The 17,611-nt window shown below is 70.5% G+C and carries 13 protein-coding genes; 8 read left to right on the top strand and 5 right to left on the bottom strand.

The window, feature by feature from the left end; translation table 11 throughout:
- Positions 1-45: 45 nt before the first annotated feature.
- The 8 genes from IE239_RS03630 (at position 46) to pgi (ending at position 10,527) form a co-directional block, all read left to right on the top strand.
- A complete protein-coding gene (locus tag IE239_RS03630; protein WP_190147773.1) occupies positions 46-3,000 on the top strand; it encodes a M14 family metallopeptidase in 2,955 nt (984 codons plus the stop codon).
- A 231-nt stretch (positions 3,001-3,231) separates the two neighbouring features.
- On the top strand, positions 3,232-4,242 hold the full coding sequence (gene gap, locus IE239_RS03625) for a type I glyceraldehyde-3-phosphate dehydrogenase (RefSeq protein WP_190147772.1): 1,011 nt from the start codon (positions 3,232-3,234) through the stop codon (positions 4,240-4,242).
- 134 nt (positions 4,243-4,376) lie between these two features.
- Positions 4,377-5,600 carry a phosphoglycerate kinase gene (locus IE239_RS41795; RefSeq protein ID WP_229877771.1) on the top strand — a complete coding sequence of 408 codons (1,224 nt, stop codon included), beginning with the start codon at positions 4,377-4,379 and terminating at the stop codon, positions 5,598-5,600.
- Positions 5,601-5,606: 6 nt separating this feature from the next.
- Positions 5,607-6,383 carry a triose-phosphate isomerase gene (tpiA, locus tag IE239_RS41790; RefSeq protein ID WP_229877769.1) on the top strand — a complete coding sequence of 259 codons (777 nt, stop codon included), beginning with the start codon at positions 5,607-5,609 and terminating at the stop codon, positions 6,381-6,383.
- A 177-nt stretch (positions 6,384-6,560) separates the two neighbouring features.
- A complete protein-coding gene (secG, locus tag IE239_RS03615; RefSeq protein ID WP_174855593.1) occupies positions 6,561-6,797 on the top strand; it encodes a preprotein translocase subunit SecG in 237 nt (78 codons plus the stop codon).
- Between the two features lie 211 nt (positions 6,798-7,008).
- Positions 7,009-7,344 (top strand): RNA polymerase-binding protein RbpA, encoded by a 336-nt coding sequence (locus tag IE239_RS03610; RefSeq protein ID WP_003957010.1) that lies wholly within the window; start codon positions 7,009-7,011, stop codon positions 7,342-7,344.
- Positions 7,345-7,574: 230 nt separating this feature from the next.
- Positions 7,575-8,768, top strand: coding sequence for an MFS transporter (locus tag IE239_RS03605; protein WP_229877795.1), 1,194 nt, complete (start codon positions 7,575-7,577; stop codon positions 8,766-8,768).
- A gap of 73 nt (positions 8,769-8,841) precedes the next feature.
- Complete coding sequence (pgi, locus tag IE239_RS03600) at positions 8,842-10,527, top strand: glucose-6-phosphate isomerase (RefSeq protein WP_190147770.1); 1,686 nt, start codon at positions 8,842-8,844, stop codon at positions 10,525-10,527.
- 241 nt (positions 10,528-10,768) lie between these two features.
- Here pgi and pgl read toward each other — a convergent pair whose 3' ends face one another.
- From pgl to tkt, 5 genes are read right to left on the bottom strand one after another with little or no spacing between them, the layout of a single operon-like run.
- Entirely contained in the window at positions 10,769-11,551 is a 783-nt protein-coding gene (pgl, locus tag IE239_RS03595) for a 6-phosphogluconolactonase (protein WP_190147769.1), read from the bottom strand.
- Positions 11,548-12,678 carry a glucose-6-phosphate dehydrogenase assembly protein OpcA gene (gene opcA, locus IE239_RS03590; RefSeq protein ID WP_190147768.1) on the bottom strand — a complete coding sequence of 377 codons (1,131 nt, stop codon included), beginning with the start codon at positions 12,676-12,678 and terminating at the stop codon, positions 11,548-11,550. Before opcA ends, pgl begins: the two co-directional genes overlap by 4 nt.
- Positions 12,675-14,222, bottom strand: coding sequence for a glucose-6-phosphate dehydrogenase (gene zwf, locus IE239_RS03585; RefSeq protein WP_190147767.1), 1,548 nt, complete (start codon positions 14,220-14,222; stop codon positions 12,675-12,677). The genes opcA and zwf overlap by 4 nt, the downstream gene beginning before the upstream one ends.
- A gap of 4 nt (positions 14,223-14,226) precedes the next feature.
- The gene (gene tal / locus IE239_RS03580) at positions 14,227-15,345 is read right to left on the bottom strand and encodes a transaldolase (RefSeq protein ID WP_190147766.1); all 1,119 of its coding nucleotides are present in this window, start codon (positions 15,343-15,345) and stop codon (positions 14,227-14,229) included.
- A gap of 33 nt (positions 15,346-15,378) precedes the next feature.
- Positions 15,379-17,466: a transketolase gene (gene tkt / locus IE239_RS03575; protein WP_190147765.1), complete on the bottom strand. Its 2,088-nt coding sequence runs from the start codon at positions 17,464-17,466 to the stop codon at positions 15,379-15,381.
- Between the last annotated feature and the right edge of the window lie 145 nt (positions 17,467-17,611).

Genomic DNA, 17,611 nt, shown 5'->3' with positions numbered 1-17,611 from the left:
CCTGGCAGGGTTCGCTGCTGGGGCGGACTCAGGCTAGGGGGGTTCATGAGACGAAGAGCGAGATCGATCCTCGCTGTCGGCGCGCTGCTGCTCGGTGGAGCGGCACTCGCACCCGTCGCCCAGGCACAGCCCGGCGCCACACCGAAGCCCGACGCCGACGAGGTCAGGGTCTTCCGCGCCGACGTCACCCAGCAGCAGGTACCCCTGCTGCTGGCGGCCGGCCAGGACGGCCGGGAACTCAGCGAGCAGGTGCCCCGCAAGGGCACCGCGACGGTCGAGGTCTACCTCACCGGCAAGCAGGCGGAGAAGCTCGGCAAGCAGGGCGTCGAGCTGACCGAGCACACCCTTTCGGACAAGGCGGAGAAGCGCCTCGGCGCGGCCGCCGACGGGGTGTTCCGCCCCTACAGCGGCAGCGGCGGCCTCAAGGAGGAGATCCTCCGCACCGCCCGGGAGAACCCGGGCCTCACCAAGGTCGTCTCCATCGGCAGGACCGTCCGCGGCCAGGACATCCTCGCGCTCAAGCTGACCACGAACGCGAAGAAGTCGAAGGACGGCTCGAAGCCGTCGGTGCTGTACATGTCCAACCAGCACGCGCGCGAGTGGATCACCCCGGAGATGACCCGCCGGCTGATGCACTACTACCTGGACAACTACCGGACCGACCGGCGGGTCCGGAAGATCGTCGACTCCAGCGAGCTGTGGTTCGTCCTGTCGGCCAACCCCGACGGCTACGACTACACCTTCCAGGACCCCGCCCACCGGCTCTGGCGCAAGAACCTGCGGGACGTCAACGGCGACGGCGCGATCTCCACCGGCGACGGCGTCGACCTGAACCGCAACTTCGCCTACAAGTGGGGCTACGACAACGAGGGTTCGTCGCCCAACCCCACCAGCGAGACCTACCGCGGCGCGAGCCCCGCCTCCGAGCCCGAGACCAAGGCGCTCGACGCCTTCGAGAAGCGGATCGGCTTCACGTACGGCATCAACTACCACTCCGCGGCCGAGCTGCTGCTCTACGGCGTCGGCTGGCAGGTCGCCACCGACACCCCGGACGACGTCGCCTACAAGGCGCTCGCCGGCACCCCCGACCACTCCGCGGTCCCGGGCTACCACCCGCAGGTCTCCTCGGAGCTGTACACCACCAACGGCGAGGCCGACGGCCACGCGGCGAACGTCAACGGCATGGGGATGTTCACCCCCGAGATGTCCACCTGCCAGACCGCGTCGGACGTCGACCCGAACGACCGGTGGAACGCGGCCGACTGCCAGTCGGTCTTCAACTTCCCGGACGACGAGAAACTGATCGGGAGCGAGTTCGCCAAGAACGTCCCGTTCGCGCTCTCCGTCGCCGAGTCCGTCGCCCGCCCCGACCGGCCGAAGTCCTCGGTCGGACTGTCCGCGGCCGACTTCACCCCGGCGCCGTTCACCACCTCGTACGCGCGCGGCACGGGCCAGGAGGTCTCCGTCGTCGTACGTAAGGCGATCCGGCACAAGGAACTCAAGTACCGCGTCAACGGCGGCCGTACGCGGGACCGGGCGCTCAAGGCGTGGAAGGGCGGCGAGACCTACGGCGGGGACGACAACCTCTTCTACGACGAATACCGGGCCACCGTGCGGGACGGCAGGCCGGGCGACAAGGTCGAGGTGTGGTTCACCGGCGAGACCGGGGCCGGCAAGAAGGTCTCCAGCTCGCACTTCACCTACACGATCGCCCAGCGGAACCGGGCCGACACGCTCGTCGTGGCCGAGGAGGGCGCGGCCGCCACGCAGGCGCAGACCTACGTCGACGCGCTGAAGGCCAACGGCCGCAAGGCGGTCGTCTGGGACGTCGCCTCCCAGGGCGCGCCCGACGCGCTCGGCGTGCTGAGCCACTTCGGCACGGTCGTCCACTACACGGGCGCGAGCGCCCCCGGCAATCCCACCCAGCTCGAACTGCGCGCCTTCCTCAACGAGGGCGGCAAGCTGATCGAGGCGGGCGAGCTGGCCGGCGGCAGCGTCTCCCTCGCCGACGGCACCCCGTCGAACGACTTCAGCCAGTACTACCTGGGCGCCTACTCCCGTACGTCGACCCCTGGCGCCACCGGCTTCACCGGCTCGGGTGAGCTCGGCGGGTTCGGCGGGGCCCTCGGGGCCGCCGTCGGCAACCCGCTGGACAAGGCCGGCACCTACGGGGTCACCTCGGACGAGCTGCCGGCCGCCGCGTACCCGCAGTTCGCGAGCTCCGGGGCCGGCCGGTTCGCCGGGGCGGTCAACCCGTACGGGCCTTACGCCGGCTCGTACATGGCCGCTGCCGTGCACACCGACGACGCCTACAAGCGCCTCACCCGCACCATCGACCTCAGCGCCGTCGGCGCGGCGAGCAAGCCGGCGCTGCGCACCCGGCTGTTCTGGGACACCGAGCCCGGCTACGACAACGCGATCGTCGAGATCCACACGGTCGGGGGCGACGACTGGACCACGCTTCCCGAGGCGGGGGGCGCCACCGGCACCGCTGTGCCCGCGGAGTGCGGGGGCGGCTTCTACGTCGGCGAGCACCCGTGGCTGCGGCACTACCTCACCCTCGCCTCCGGCGACTGCACCGCGACCGGCTCCACCGGTTCCTGGAACGCGCTCACCGGCGCGTCCAGCGGCTGGCAGCAGGTGAACTTCGACCTGAGCGCGTACGCGGGCAAGAAGGTCGAGGTCTCGATCGCCTACGTCACCGACCCCGGCAGCGGCGGCCACGGCGTCCTCGCGGACGACGCCTCGCTGGTCGTCGGCGGCAGCGCCGCCGAGACCGAGGGCTTCGAGACGTCCCTGGGGGCGTGGAAGGCGAGCGGCCCGCCGGCGGGCAGCCCGGCCGTGCTGAAGGACTGGACGCGCACGGGCGTGCTCTTCCAGACCTACGGCGCGGTCACCACCGACGACACGGTGCTGCTGGGCTTCGGCCTGGAGCACCTCACCTCGGCGGCCGACCGCAAGGCGCTCATCGGCAAGGCGCTCGACTCACTTGAGAGCTGACACGCCGAAGTCAACCCGGTGTGAAGGTTCGTGACCGAATCGAGTGACCGGCCCCGTCCGGCCCGGGCGGTCCGTACCCCTACTGGCGGGTACGGACCGCCGTGCCGTGTATGGGCCGACTCGATGTCACTCCGGCGGCCTCGGAGAGGTAGGGTCGGTGGTGGTCGGGGACATCCCAAATACAGCTCGCCGGCACTGCATGGGCCGGCGTACCAACGAGGAGATCGGTTCGTGACGATCCGCGTAGGCATCAACGGCTTTGGCCGCATCGGTCGTAACTACTTCCGCGCGCTGCTGGAGCAGGGTGCTGACATCGAGATCGTGGCTGTCAACGACCTTGGTGACACCGCGACCACCGCCCACCTGCTGAAGTACGACACCATCCTGGGCCGTCTCAAGGCCGAGGTGTCGCACACGGCGGACACGATCACCGTGGACGGCCACACCATCAAGGTGCTGTCCGAGCGCAACCCCGCCGACATCCCGTGGGGCGACCTCGGCGTCGACATCGTGATCGAGTCGACCGGCATCTTCACCAAGAAGGCCGACGCCGAGAAGCACCTCGCGGGCGGCGCCAAGAAGGTCCTGATCTCGGCTCCGGCCAAGGACGAGGACATCACCATCGTGATGGGCGTCAACCAGGACAAGTACGACCCGGCGAACCACCACGTCATCTCCAACGCCTCCTGCACCACCAACTGTGTGGCGCCGATGGCCAAGGTCCTCGACGAGAACTTCGGCATCGTCAAGGGTCTGATGACGACGGTCCACGCGTACACCAACGACCAGCGCATCCTTGACTTCCCGCACTCCGACCTGCGCCGCGCCCGCGCCGCCGCCGAGAACATCATCCCGACCACGACGGGCGCCGCGAAGGCCACCGCGCTGGTCCTGCCGCAGCTCAAGGGCAAGCTCGACGGCATCGCGATGCGCGTCCCGGTTCCCACCGGCTCGGCCACCGACCTGGTCGTGACCCTCCAGCGCGAGGTCACCAAGGACGAGGTCAACGCCGCGTTCAAGAAGGCCTCCGAGGACGGTGACCTCAAGGGTTACCTGGCCTACACCGAGGACCCGATCGTGTCCTCGGACATCGTGAGCGACCCGGCCTCCTGCACCTTCGACTCCTCCCTGACCATGGTCCAGGAGGGCAACTCGGTGAAGATCCTCGGCTGGTACGACAACGAGTGGGGCTACTCCAACCGCCTCGTGGACCTGACGGTCTTCGTCGGCGGCCGGCTCTGATCCACGGATCAGGCACCTCGATGTGAGCGCAGGGCTCGGGCGGCGCAGGGACGCGCCGCCCGAGCCCTGCGGCACGTGCCGACCAGCCCTCTCACGATCACGAGCACCACGAGCCCTCCTCAGGAGCCCCCGTAATGAAGACGATCGACGAACTTCTCGCCGAAGGCGTCGCAGGCAAGCGGGTCTTCGTCCGCGCCGACCTCAACGTTCCGCTCGAAAACGGCGGCGACACCGTGAAAATCGCCGACGACGGCCGTATCCGCGCCGTCCTGCCGACCGTCAAGGCCCTCGCGGACGCGGGCGCCAAGGTGGTCGTCGCCTCGCACCTGGGCCGCCCCAAGGGCGCCCCGGACCCGGCCTTCTCCCTCGCCCCCGCCGCCTCCCGGCTGGGCGAGCTGCTCGGCGCCCCCGTGGCCTTCGCGACCGACACGGTCGGCGAGTCCGCGAAGTCGGCGGTGGCGGGTCTGGCCGACGGCGGGGTCGCCGTCGTCGAGAACCTGCGCTTCAACGCGGGCGAGACCAGCAAGGACGACGCCGAGCGCGGCGAGTTCGCCGACCGGCTCGCCGAACTCGCGGACGTCTACGTCGGCGACGGCTTCGGCGCGGTGCACCGCAAGCACGCGTCCGTCTTCGACCTCCCGGCCCGTCTGCCGCACGCCGCCGGCTACCTCATCGCCACCGAGGTCGGCGTCCTGAAGAAGCTCACCGAGGACGTCGAGCGGCCCTACGTGGTCGCCCTCGGCGGTTCCAAGGTCTCCGACAAGCTCGCCGTCATCGACCAGCTGCTGGGCAAGGCCGACCGCCTCCTCATCGGCGGCGGCATGGTGTTCACCTTCCTCAAGGCCAAGGGATACGAGGTGGGCGCCTCGCTCCTCCAGGAGGACCAGATCCCGGTCGTCCAGGAGTACATCGAGCGCGCGGAGAAGACCGGCGTCGAGCTGGTCCTGCCCGTCGACGTGCTGACCTCCACCGGGTTCCCGGATCTGAAGACCAAGGCGCCGGCCCACCCGAACACCGTCGCGGCCGACGCCATCCCCGGCGACGAGCTGGGCCTGGACATCGGTCCCGAGACCCGCAAGCTGTACGCCTCGAAGCTCGCCGACGCCGCCACCGTCTTCTGGAACGGCCCCATGGGCGTCTTCGAGCACCCCGACTACGCCGAGGGCACCAAGGCGGTCGCCCAGGCCCTCGTCGACTCCCCGGCCTTCACGGTCGTCGGCGGCGGCGACTCCGCCGCGGCCGTCCGCCTCCTGGGCTTCGACGAGAACGCGTTCGGACACATCTCGACCGGTGGCGGCGCCTCCCTCGAATACCTCGAGGGCAAGACGCTCCCCGGCCTCGCCGCACTGGAGGGCTGACCCCGCATGACCACTCGCACGCCGCTGATGGCGGGCAACTGGAAGATGAACCTCAACCACCTCGAGGCCATCGCCCACGTCCAGAAGCTCGCCTTCGCCCTGGCCGACAAGGACTATGAGGCCGTCGAGGTCGCCGTCCTTCCCCCGTTCACCGACCTGCGCTCCGTGCAGACCCTGGTCGACGGCGACAAGCTCAAGATCAAGTACGGTGCCCAGGACATCTCGGCGCAGGACTCCGGCGCCTACACCGGCGAGATCTCCGGCGCCATGCTCGCCAAGCTGAAGTGCACGTTCGTGGCCGTCGGCCACTCCGAGCGCCGTCAGTACCACAACGAGACCGACGAGCTGGTGAACGCCAAGGTCAAGGCCGCCTACAAGCACGGTCTGACCCCGATCCTGTGTGTGGGCGAGGAGCTGGACGTGCGCGAGGCGGGCAACCACGTCTCCCACACCCTCGCCCAGGTCGAAGGCGGTCTGAAGGACCTGCCGGCCGAGCAGGCCGAGTCCGTCGTGATCGCCTATGAGCCCGTGTGGGCCATCGGGACCGGCAAGGTCTGCGGCGCCGAGGACGCGCAGGAGGTCTGCGCCGGCATCCGCGCCAAGATCGCCGAGCTGTACACCCAGGAGCTCGCCGACGGGGTCCGCATCCAGTACGGCGGGTCCGTGAAGTCCGGCAACGTCGCCGAGATCATGGCGCAGCCCGACATCGACGGCGCCCTGGTCGGCGGCGCGTCGCTGGACGCCGACGAGTTCGTCAAGATCGTGCGTTTCCGCGATCAGTGATCCGGCGGTGATCCCGCGCTGATCCGAGCTGTGAGTATGCGGTAGCGGCGATCCGTCGTACCCTTGCGGGGGCACAGCGCCATGCGGCGGAGCCGCACCCGGACAACGACACTGTGCCCCCGTTGTCCGCACCGTCCGTCCGAGTCGTCATCCGAATCCGAGGAAGTTGGTCCAGCCGTGGTTTTGGGGTTCTCGATCGCCCTGATCGTCTTCAGCCTGCTGCTGATGCTGCTGGTGCTGATGCACAAGGGGAAGGGCGGCGGCCTCTCCGACATGTTCGGTGGCGGCATGCAGTCCTCCGTCGGCGGCTCCTCGGTCGCCGAGCGCAACCTCGACCGCATCACCGTGGTCATCGGCCTGCTGTGGTTCACCTGCATCATCGTCCTCTGCATCGTGATGAAGACGAACAACTGATCAGCTTTTCCCAGGCACACACATTCCGGTACGTAAGGCCCCATGTTCGGTACGCGCAGCTGAGCGCGGCCTATCATGGGGCTTGCGTCCAGGTGTGGGAGCTGTAACTCCAATCACTGGACGCGCGTTGGGCCTTACGTAGACTGAGGCGCTCGCAGCGAAGCGAAACGCCGACTCGCTTCGCGGCACCATCACGCAGGGAGTTACGACCGTGGCAAGTGGCAACGCGATCCGAGGAAGCCGGGTCGGGGCGGGGCCGATGGGCGAGGCCGAGCGGGGCGAGTCCGCGCCCCGTCTGCGCATCTCCTTCTGGTGCTCCAACGGACACGAGACGCAGCCCAGCTTCGCCAGCGACGCGCAGGTCCCCGACACCTGGGACTGCCCCCGCTGCGGGTTCCCGGCCGGACAGGACCGGGACAACCCCCCGGACCCGCCGCGCACCGAGCCCTACAAGACGCACCTCGCCTACGTGCGGGAGCGGCGCAGCGACGCCGACGGCGAGGCGATCCTCGCCGAGGCGCTCGCCAAACTGCGGGGCGAGATCTAGAAATCGGGACCGGCCGGGCGCCTTCGAGGAGCCTGGCCGTACGCGTTCCGGGGCGGACGGCTGTTCGCCCGCGGGCCGATTGTCAGTGGCACCCTCTACGGTTTTCGTAGCGGTTCCCGTGTCTGCGGTGAACCGGTCAGCCGTGAGGGGGAGTTGTGGTGGCGGTCGGCACCGCGGGAGTGAGCGCGCCCGCGTGGCGCGGGGGGTTCGGGCGACTGTGGAGCGCCGCGGTGATCTCCCGTTTCGGGGACGCGCTGCGCACGACCGCGTTGCCCCTGCTCGCCGTCCGGCTCACGGACGACCCCGTGGTCATCGCCTCCGTCACCGCCTGCGGCTATCTCCCCTGGCTGCTGTTCGGGCTGCTCGGCGGAGCCGTCGCCGACCGGGTCGACCAACGCCGCGCGATGTGGGCCGTGGACACCGCGCGCGGTGTGCTCGTCGCCGCCTTCGCGCTCGCGGTGGGCCTGGGCCACGCCTCCGTTCCCCTGCTGCTCGCCCTCGCCTTCCTGCTGACCGCTCTGCAGACCCTCTTCGACAACGCGTCCACGGCGCTGCTGCCCTCCCTGGTGGACACGGAGGCCCTCGGCGGGGCCAACGCCCGTCTGATGACCGGCCAGCAGCTCGCGGGCGGACTGCTGGCCGGCCCCGTAGTGCCGCTGCTGCTGGGCGTCGGCGCGTCCGTGCCGTTCGCGGCCGACGCGGGCACGTATCTGCTGGCCGCGGCACTGGTGGCGTCCCTGCGGGTGGGGCCGCCCGAGCGGGAGTCGCGTCCGGCGGGCAGCACGCTGCGCGCCGAGATCGGCGAAGGCCTGCGGCATCTGTGGCGCGACCGCGCCCTGCGGCCGATCTGTCTTGCCACCCTCATGTGCAACATCGGGATGGGCATCCTGATCGCCACACTGGTGCTGCACGTGACGCGCTGGCTGCACGCGGGCGACACCGCCTTCGCCGCCGCCATGACGGTGTACGCGCTGGGCAGCCTCGCCGGCGGCTTCCTCGCCCAGCGGATCGCACGCCGCGTCGGCCGGGTACGGGCCCTGCTGCTCGGCGGGACGGTCCAGGCGGCGTCCCTGCTGCTCATGGGCGCGGTCCAGAACCTGGCCGCCCTGTTCGCGGGCATGCTGCTGCTCGGCTCCATGAACATGGTGTGGAACGTCAACCAGATCACGCTGAGGCAGCAGCGCAGCCCGGCTCCCATGGTGGGCCGCATCTCCTCAGCGTTCCGGACGGCCTCCGTCTCCGGCGCCCCGGCGGGAGCCCTGCTCGGCGGAGCGGCGGCCCAGGCCTTCGGCCTGAACGCGCCCGCGCTGCTCGCCGCCGTGCTCTTCGCGCTCGCTGTCGCCGCGTTGATACCCGCGGGCCGCGCGGACGTACCTGTCGGTGTGCCGCGGGACGGCGCCGCGACCGTTCGCGCCGCCCCCTGATCAACTAGGTTGGGACCGGCGGGGCAAGCCGTGCGAGGCAGCACGGACAGGTGAGGAAGGGTTGAAGTCCGACATGAACGCAGACGGCCGTACGAGGCTCGACCAGACGCCCGAGTGGACCGCTCTGGCCGAACACCGCGCGAAACTCGGAGAGGTGCGGCTGCGCGAGCTGTTCGACGCCGACCCCGGGCGAGCCGCCGGACACACGATGCGGGTCGGCGACCTGCACATCGACTACTCCAAACACCTCGTCACCGGCGAGACGCTCCGGCTCCTGCGGGAACTGGCCGCCGCCGCCGACGTCTTCGGCCTCAGGGACGCCATGTTCCGGGGCGACAAGATCAACACCACCGAGGACCGCGCGGTCCTGCACACCGCCCTGCGCGCGCCGCGTGACGCGGTGATCGAGGTCGACGGGGAGAACGTCGTCCCCGCGGTGCACGCCGTCCTGGACAAGATGGCCGACTTCGCCGAGCGCGTCCGCTCCGGCGCGTGGACCGGCCACACCGGGCGGCGCATCCGCAATGTCGTCAACATCGGCATCGGCGGCTCCGACCTGGGGCCGGCCATGGCCTACGAGGCACTGCGCGGCTACACCGACCGCGACCTCACGGTCCGCTTCGTGTCCAATGTGGACGGCGCCGACCTGCACGAGGCCACCCGGGATCTGGACCCGGCCGAGACGCTGTTCATCATCGCCTCCAAGACGTTCACCACCATCGAGACGATCACCAACGCCACCTCGGCCCGCTCCTGGCTGTTGGACGGGCTGAACGGGGGCGCCTCCCGCTCGGGCGAAGCCGAGAGCGCGGGACAGGCGGCCGTCGCACGGCACTTCGTCGCCCTGTCGACCAACGCCGGGAAGGTCGCCGAGTTCGGCATCGACACGGCCAACATGTTCGAGTTCTGGGACTGGGTCGGCGGCCGCTACTCCTTCGACTCGGCGATCGGCCTCTCCCTGATGATCGCCGTCGGGCCGGACCGCTTCCGCGAGATGCTCGACGGCTTCCACCTGGTCGACGAGCACTTCAGGACCGCGCCCCCCGAGTCCAACGTCCCGCTGCTGCTGGGCCTGCTCGGCATCTGGTACGGCAACTTCCACGACGCCCAGTCCCACGCCGTGCTGCCCTACAGCCACTACCTGTCCAAGTTCGCCGCCTACCTTCAGCAGCTGGACATGGAGTCCAACGGCAAGTCCGTCGGCCGTGACGGCGAGGAGGTGCGGTGGCAGACCGGCCCCGTCGTCTGGGGCACGCCGGGCACCAACGGGCAGCACGCCTACTACCAGTTGATCCACCAGGGCACGAAGCTCATCCCGGCCGACTTCATCGGCTTCGCCGAGCCGCTCCCCGAGCTGGGCGGCGAACTCCAGGCGCAGCACGACCTGCTGATGGCCAACTTCTTCGCCCAGACGCAGGCGCTGGCCTTCGGCAAGACGCCGCAGGAGGTGCGCGCGGAAGGCGTGCCGGAGGAACTGGTGGCCCACAAGACGTTCAAGGGCGACCACCCCACGACCACGATCCTCGCCCGCCGGCTGACCCCCTCGGTCCTCGGCCAGCTCGTCGCGCTCTACGAGCACAAGGTGTTCGTGCAGGGCGCGGTGTGGAACATCGACTCCTTCGACCAGTGGGGCGTGGAGCTCGGCAAGGTCCTCGCCAAGCGTGTCGAACCCGCCCTCACCGAGGGCGCCGAGGTCCCAGGCCTGGACGCGTCCACCAAGGCCCTCGTCGCCAAGTACCGCGAGCTGCGCGGCAGGTAGAAAAGGGTCTCCGGGGCCCCGGCCCGGAACCGCTGTGCGCCTCCGGGCGCCCGTCCTCCGAGGTCACGCCGGACCTGGAGACGAGAGGCACACAGGGGCCCGGCCCGCCCATGGCGGTGAAGGAGATCCGCGAGGCGCCCGACGCCCGGGACGGGAACGTCTTCCCCCGACGGTGCGGTGAAAGCGCCGACGCCGGGCCCTGGAAGGGCCCGGCGTCGACTGCCTTCTCGCCTGCGGGCGGTTACGACAACGCCGGGGGGTACAGCGACCTCGGGAGCTGCGAGGCCGCCGCCGAGTCCAGCAGCCACAGGGTGCGGGATCTGCCGCGGGCGCCCGCCGCCGGGGCCTGGATCTCGCCCGCGCCGGACAGGGCGATCGCCGCTGCCTGTGCCTTGTCCTCGCCGGCCGCGAGCAGCCACACCTCACGGGCCGCCCGGATCGCCGGGAGGGTGAGGGTGACCCGGGTCGGCGGCGGCTTGGGCGCGCCCCGGACGCCGACCACCGTGCGCTCGGTCTCCCGCACGGCCGGCAGCTCAGGGAAGAGCGAGGCCACATGGGTGTCCGGGCCGACGCCCAGCATCAGGACGTCGAACGTGGGCACGGCGCCGTGGTTCTCGGGTCCTGCCGCGCGAGCCAGCTCCTCGGCGTAGGCGGCCGCGGCCGCCTCCACGTCGGCGCCGTACGGACCGTCCGACGCGGGCATGGCGTGCACGCGCTCCGGATCCACGGGGACGGAGTCCAGCAGGGCCTCGCGGGCCTGCGTGACGTTGCGCTCCGGGTCGCCCTCGGGCAGGAACCGCTCGTCGCCCCACCACAGGTCGAGACGGCTCCAGTCGACGGCGTCACGGGCCGGCGCGGCCGCCAGCGCGGCGAGCAGGCCGTTGCCGTTGCGGCCGCCCGTCAGGACCACGGACGCCAGGCCCCGGGAGGCCTGGGCGTCCACGATCCTGGTGATCAGACGGGCCGCCGCGGCCTGCGCCATCAACTCCTTGTCGTGATGCACGACCAGCTGGGGGGTGCTCACTGCGGATCCGCTTTCCTGACCGCAGGCATCTGCGCCGGCGTGGGCCGGTCCGCGTCGCCCTGGACCGGGGTGACGGCGGCCGGGCGGGCCGGTTCGGAGCCGGGGCGTGCGGCCGCCGGGTCCGGCACCGCGCGCACCGGGAGAGCCGGCGTGGGCTGGGCGGCGGCCGCGGCCCGCTCCGCCTCGCGCTCCGCGGCCGACTGGCCGCCGAGCCGGTCCACGCCGAACCGCAGCGCGGACGCGTAGGTGTCGTCGGGGTCGAGCCTGCGCAGCTCCTCGGCGAGCAGCTCGGACGTCTCGCGGCGCTTGAGCGCCACCGCGCGGTCCGGCTGGCCCGGCAGTGCCAGGGTGGCCATCGCTCCGTCCGACCGGTGCAGCGTGATCGGGCCGCCGGTGGTCTCCATCCGGACCTGGGTCAGACCGGGACCGGCCGAGACCGCGCGCCGCACGTGGACGTGGAGCCGGTCGGCGAGCCACATGGCGAGCAGCTCGACGCTCGGGTTGGACTCCTCGCCCGCCACTTCGGCGGACACGATCTCGCAGCTGACCTGGTCCAGGGCCGCGGCCAGCATCGAGCGCCACGGGGTGATCCGGGCCCACGCCAGGTCGGTGTCTCCCGGCTCGTAGCTCTCGGCACGGGCCCGCAGTTCCCCGATGGGCTTCTCGGCCGCGTAGCTGTCGGTGACCCGGCGCTGGCCCAGGGCGCCCAGCGGGTCGCCCGCCGGGTCCTGGGGGGCGTCCACCGACCACCAGACCACCACCGGCGCGTCCGGCAGCAGCAGCGGGAGGACGACCGACTGCGCGTGGTCGGACACCTCGCCGTACAGCCGGAGGATGACCGTCTCGCCGCTGCCGGCGTCCGCGCCCAGCCGTACCTCGGCGTCGAGGCGGGACCGGGTGCGGCCGCGGGGGGAGCGCGAGACGCGCTTGATGACCACGAGAGTGCGCGAGGGGTGCTCGTGCGAGGCGTCGTTGGCCGCCTTCAGAGCGTCGTAGGCGTTCTCCTCGTCCGTGACGACGACGAGGGTGAGCACCATGCCGACGGCAGGGGTGCCGATTGCGCGGCGGCCCTGCACCAGCGCCTTGTTGATCTTGCTGGCAGTGGTGTCCGTGAGATCTGTCTTCATGGCCGGCGCCAGCTCCGTCCGTCTCGCTCGAGCATCTGGTCGGCCTCGACGGGACCCCAGGTGCCCGACGGGTACTGCGCGGGCTTGCCGTTCTTGTCCCAGTACTGCTCGATCGGGTCGAGGATCTTCCAGGACAGCTCCACCTCTTCCGTGCGGGGGAAGAGGTTCGAGTCGCCCAGCAGCACGTCGAGGATCAGCCGCTCGTAGGCCTCGGGCGAGGACTCCGTGAAGGACTCGCCGTAGGCGAAGTCCATCGACACGTCCCTGATCTCCATGGAGGTGCCGGGGACCTTGGAGCCGAAGCGGACCGTGATGCCCTCGTCAGGCTGGACGCGGATGACGATCGCGTTCGCCCCGAGCTCCTCGGTGGCGGTGGAGTCGAAGGGGGAGTGCGGGGCCCGCTGGAAGACCACGGCGATCTCGGTGACCCGGCGGCCGAGCCGCTTGCCGGTGCGCAGATAGAAGGGGACGCCCGCCCAGCGGCGGTTGTCCACGCCCACCTTGATCGCCGCGTAGGTGTCGGTCTTCGACTTGGGGTCGATGCCGTCCTCTTCGAGGTAGCCGACGGCCTTCTCGCCGCCCTGCCAGCCGGCCGCGTACTGACCGCGCACGGTGTCGCGGCCCAGGTCCTTCGGCAGCCGGACGGCGCCGAGCACCTTGGTCTTCTCGGCGGCCAGCGCGTCCGCGTCGAAGGAGGCCGGCTCCTCCATGGCCGTCAGGGCCATGAGCTGGAGCAGGTGGTTCTGGATGACGTCCCGGGCGGCGCCGATGCCGTCGTAGTAGCCGGCCCGGCCGCCGATGCCGATGTCCTCGGCCATGGTGATCTGCACATGGTCCACGAAGGACCGGTTCCAGATCGGCTCGAACATGGTGTTGGCGAAGCGGAGCGCCAGGATGTTCTGGACGGTCTCCTTGCCGAGGTAGTGGTCGATGCGGAAGACCTGGTCCGAGCCGAAGACCTCGTGGACGACCTTGTTGAGCTCCTCGGCCGAGGCGAGGTCGTGGCCGAAGGGCTTCTCGATGACCGCCCGTCGCCAGGAGCCGCTCTTCTGGTCGGCCAGCCCGTGCTTCTTCAGCTGCTGGATGACCACGGGGAAGGAGCGCGGCGGCACGGAGAGGTAGAAGGCGAAGTTGCCGCCGGTTCCCTGCGCCTTGTCGAGTTCGTCGATGGTGGCGCGCAGCCGCTCGAAGGCGTCGTCGTCGTCGAAGGTGCCCTGGACGAAGCGCATGCCCTGGACGAGCTGTTGCCAGACCTCCTCGCGGAAGGGCGTGCGGGCGTGCTCCTTGACGGCGTCGTGGACCTCCTGCGCGAAGTCCTCGTGTTCCCACTCGCGGCGGGCGAAGCCCACCAGCGAGAAGCCCGGCGGCAGCAGACCCCGGTTGGCGAGGTCGTACACGGCGGGCATGAGCTTCTTCCGGGACAAATCGCCCGTGACGCCGAAGATGACCAGCCCCGACGGCCCCGCGATACGCGGGAGCCGTCGGTCGGCGGGGTCACGAAGCGGGTTCGCTCCGGAACCGGAAAGGCCGGAAAGGGGGGACAAGTTCTCAGCCCTCCGACGGGGCGAGGCGTTCCAGCTCCGCCTCGGTGGACTTGAGCAGGTCGTTCCAGGACGCCTCGAACTTCTCGACGCCCTCGTCCTCGAGGAGCTGGACCACCTCGTCGTAGGAGATGCCGAGCTTCTCGAGGGCGTCGATCTCGGCGCGCGCCTGCTCGTAGGTGCCCGCGACGGTGTTGCCGGTGATCTGCCCGTGGGACTCGGCGGCGAACAGGGTGGCCTCCGGCATGGTGTTCACCGTGTTCGGCGCCACCAGGTCGTCCACGTACAGGGTGTCCTTGTACGCGGGGTCCTTCACCCCGGTGGAGGCCCACAGCGGACGCTGCTTGTTGGCGCCCGCCTTCTCCAGCGCGGCCCAGCGCTCGCCGGCGAAGACCTCCTCGTACGCCTGGTAGGCGAGCCGGGCGTTGGCGAGACCGGCCTTGCCGCGGGCGGCCTTGGCCTCGTCGGTGCCGAGCGCGTCGAGCCGCTTGTCGATCTCGGTGTCCACCCGGGACACGAAGAAGGACGCCACGGAGTGGATCTTCGACAGGTCCAGGCCGCGCTCCTTGGCCTGCTCCAGGCCGGAGAGGTAGGCGTCCATGACCTGGCGGTAGCGCTCCAGCGAGAAGATCAGCGTGACGTTGACGCTGATGCCCAGGCCGATGACCTCGGTGATGGCCGGCAGGCCGCCCATCGTGGCCGGGATCTTGATGAGCGTGTTGGGGCGGTCGACCAGCCAGGCGAGCTGCTTGGCCTCGGCGACGGTCGGCTTGGTGTGGTGCGCCAGGCGCGGGTCGACCTCGATGGACACCCGGCCGTCCTGGCCGCCGGTGGCGTCGAAGACCGGGCGCAGGATGTCGGCGGCGTCACGGACGTCCGCCGTCGTGATCATGCGGATGGCCTCTTCGACGGTCACCTTGCGGGAGGCGAGGTCCGAGAGCTGCTGGTCGTAGCCGTCGCCCTGCGAGATCGCCTTCTGGAAGATGGACGGGTTGGTGGTGACGCCCACGACGTGCTGCTGGTCGATCAGCTCGGCGAGGTTGCCGGACGTGATCCGCTTGCGCGACAGGTCGTCCAGCCAGATCGCGACGCCTTCTTCGGAGAGGCGCTTGAGTGCGTCTGTCATGGAATTACATCTCCTACGGGTCGTATGTGAGCGTCAGCGCTGGACGGCGGCGAGGGATTCCCGGGCCTTCGCGGCCACGTTCTCGGCAGTGAAGCCGTACTCCTGGAAAAGGACCTTGCCGTCGGCGGAAGCACCGAAGTGCTCCAGGGAAACGATGCGACCGGCGTCACCGACGTACTTGTGCCAGGTCAGACCGATGCCTGCCTCCACCGCGACGCGGGCCCTGACGGACGGGGGCAGGACGCTGTCCCGGTACCCCTGGTCCTGCTCCTCGAACCACTCCACGGACGGCATGGACACGACGCGCGTGGGCACGCCGTCGGCCTCCAGCCGCTCGCGCGCCTCGACGGCGACGTGCACCTCGGAGCCCGTCGCGAGGAGGATCGCCTCGGGCGTCCCCGTGGAGGCCTCGAGCAGCACGTACCCGCCCTTGGCGGCGTCCTCGTTCGGCTCGTAGGTCGGCACGCCCTGGCGGGTGAGGACCAGGCCGTGCGGGGCGCCCTTGCCGAAGACCTTCGTCCAGCGCTTGAGGATCTCGCGCCAGGCGATCGCGGTCTCGTTGGCGTCGGCCGGGCGGACCACGTTCAGGCCCGGGATGGCGCGCAGCGAGGCGAGGTGCTCGACGGGCTGGTGGGTGGGGCCGTCCTCGCCGAGGCCGATGGAGTCGTGCGTCCACACGTAGGTGACCGGCACGTGCATGAGGGCGGACAGCCGGACGGCGTTGCGCATGTAGTCGGAGAACACCAGGAAGGTGCCGCCGTAGATACGGGTGTTGCCGTGCAGGGCGATGCCGTTCATCTCCGCGGCCATGGAGTGCTCGCGGATGCCGAAGTGCACGGTGCGGCCGTACGGGCTCGCCTCCGGCAGCGGGTTGCCCTCGGGGAGGAACGACGACGTCTTGTCGATCGTCGTGTTGTTGGAGCCGGCGAGGTCGGCGGAGCCGCCCCACAGCTCGGGGATGACCGCGCCGAGCGCCTGGAGCACCTTGCCGGACGCGGCACGCGTGGCGACGCCCTTGCCGGGCTCGAAGACCGGGAGCTTCTCCTCCCAGCCGGCCGGCAGCTCGCCCGCGGCGATGCGGTCGTACTCGGCGGCGCGGTCGGGGTTGTTGTCCCGCCACTGCTGGAAGGACTTCTCCCACACGGCGCGGGCCGCCTGGCCGCGCTCCAGGGCGCCCCGGGTGTGGGCGATGACGTCGCCCCCGACGTCGAACGACTTGTCCGGGTCGAAGCCCAGGACGCGCTTGGTGGCCGCGACCTCGTCGTCGCCGAGAGCCGAGCCGTGGGCGGCCTCGGTGTTCTGCGCGTTCGGCGCGGGCCAGGCGATGATCGAGCGCATCGCGATGAAGGACGGCTTGTCCGTCACCGCCTTCGCCGCCTCGATGGCGTCGTAGAGGGCGTGCGGGTCCAGGTCCCCGTCCGGCTTCGGGGCGACGCGCTGCACATGCCAGCCGTACGCCTCGTAGCGCTTGACGGTGTCCTCGGAGACGGCCGTCTCGGTGTCGCCCTCGATCGAGATGTGGTTGTCGTCCCACAGCAGGACCAGGTTGCCGAGCTTCTGGTGGCCGGCCATCGAGGACGCCTCCGCGGAGATGCCCTCCTGAAGGCAGCCGTCGCCGGCGATCGCGAAGACGAAGTGGTCGAAGGGCGACTCGCCCTGCGGGGCCTCGGGGTCGAACAGACCGCGCTCGTAGCGGGCGGCCATGGCCATGCCCACGGCGTTGGCGACGCCCTGGCCCAGCGGGCCGGTGGTCGTCTCGACGCCCGTGGTGTGGCCGTACTCCGGGTGCCCCGGGGTCTTCGAGCCCCAGGTGCGGAACGCCTTCAGGTCGTCCAGCTCCAGGCCGAAGCCGGCCAGGTACAGCTGGGTGTAGAGGGTCAGCGACGAGTGTCCCGCGGACAGCACGAAGCGGTCGCGGCCGACCCAGTCGGCGTCCGCCGGGTCGTGCCGCATCACCTTCTGGAAGAGGGTGTACGCGGCAGGCGCGAGGCTCATCGCCGTACCGGGATGGCCGTTGCCGACCTTCTGTACGGCGTCGGCGGCCAGGACGCGGGCGGTGTCCACGGCCCGCTGGTCCAGTTCGGTCCACTCGAGGTCTGTGGTGGTCGGCTTGGTGCTCACCCTGGGTCAGGGCTCCTCTCCACATGTCACGCATGTCGAATGCCGGTGCACGCGGCGCCCACCGGCCTTTGTCGAGCCTACCCCCGTGAGAACGTGCATTTTTTCGAGTCATCACAGACTGCCGGGTAGCTTCGTGACTCGCCTC

Source organism: Streptomyces humidus (assembly GCF_014649655.1).
In the GTDB taxonomy this organism is placed as follows: Bacteria; Actinomycetota; Actinomycetes; order Streptomycetales; family Streptomycetaceae; genus Streptomyces; species Streptomyces humidus.
The sequence above is the reverse complement of the archived record's forward strand: the minus strand, read 5'-3'. Positions and strand labels throughout refer to the sequence as shown.

Coding starts and splice junctions, on each gene's coding strand:
- IE239_RS03630 (WP_190147773.1), top strand. CDS start 46: ATGAGACGAAGAGCGAGATCGATCCTCGCTGTCGGCGCGCTGCTGCTC.
- IE239_RS41795 (WP_229877771.1), top strand. CDS start 4,377: ATGAAGACGATCGACGAACTTCTCGCCGAAGGCGTCGCAGGCAAGCGG.
- tpiA (WP_229877769.1), top strand. CDS start 5,607: ATGACCACTCGCACGCCGCTGATGGCGGGCAACTGGAAGATGAACCTC.
- pgi (WP_190147770.1), top strand. CDS start 8,842: ATGAACGCAGACGGCCGTACGAGGCTCGACCAGACGCCCGAGTGGACC.
- opcA (WP_190147768.1), bottom strand. CDS start 12,678: ATGAAGACAGATCTCACGGACACCACTGCCAGCAAGATCAACAAGGCG.
- tal (WP_190147766.1), bottom strand. CDS start 15,345: ATGACAGACGCACTCAAGCGCCTCTCCGAAGAAGGCGTCGCGATCTGG.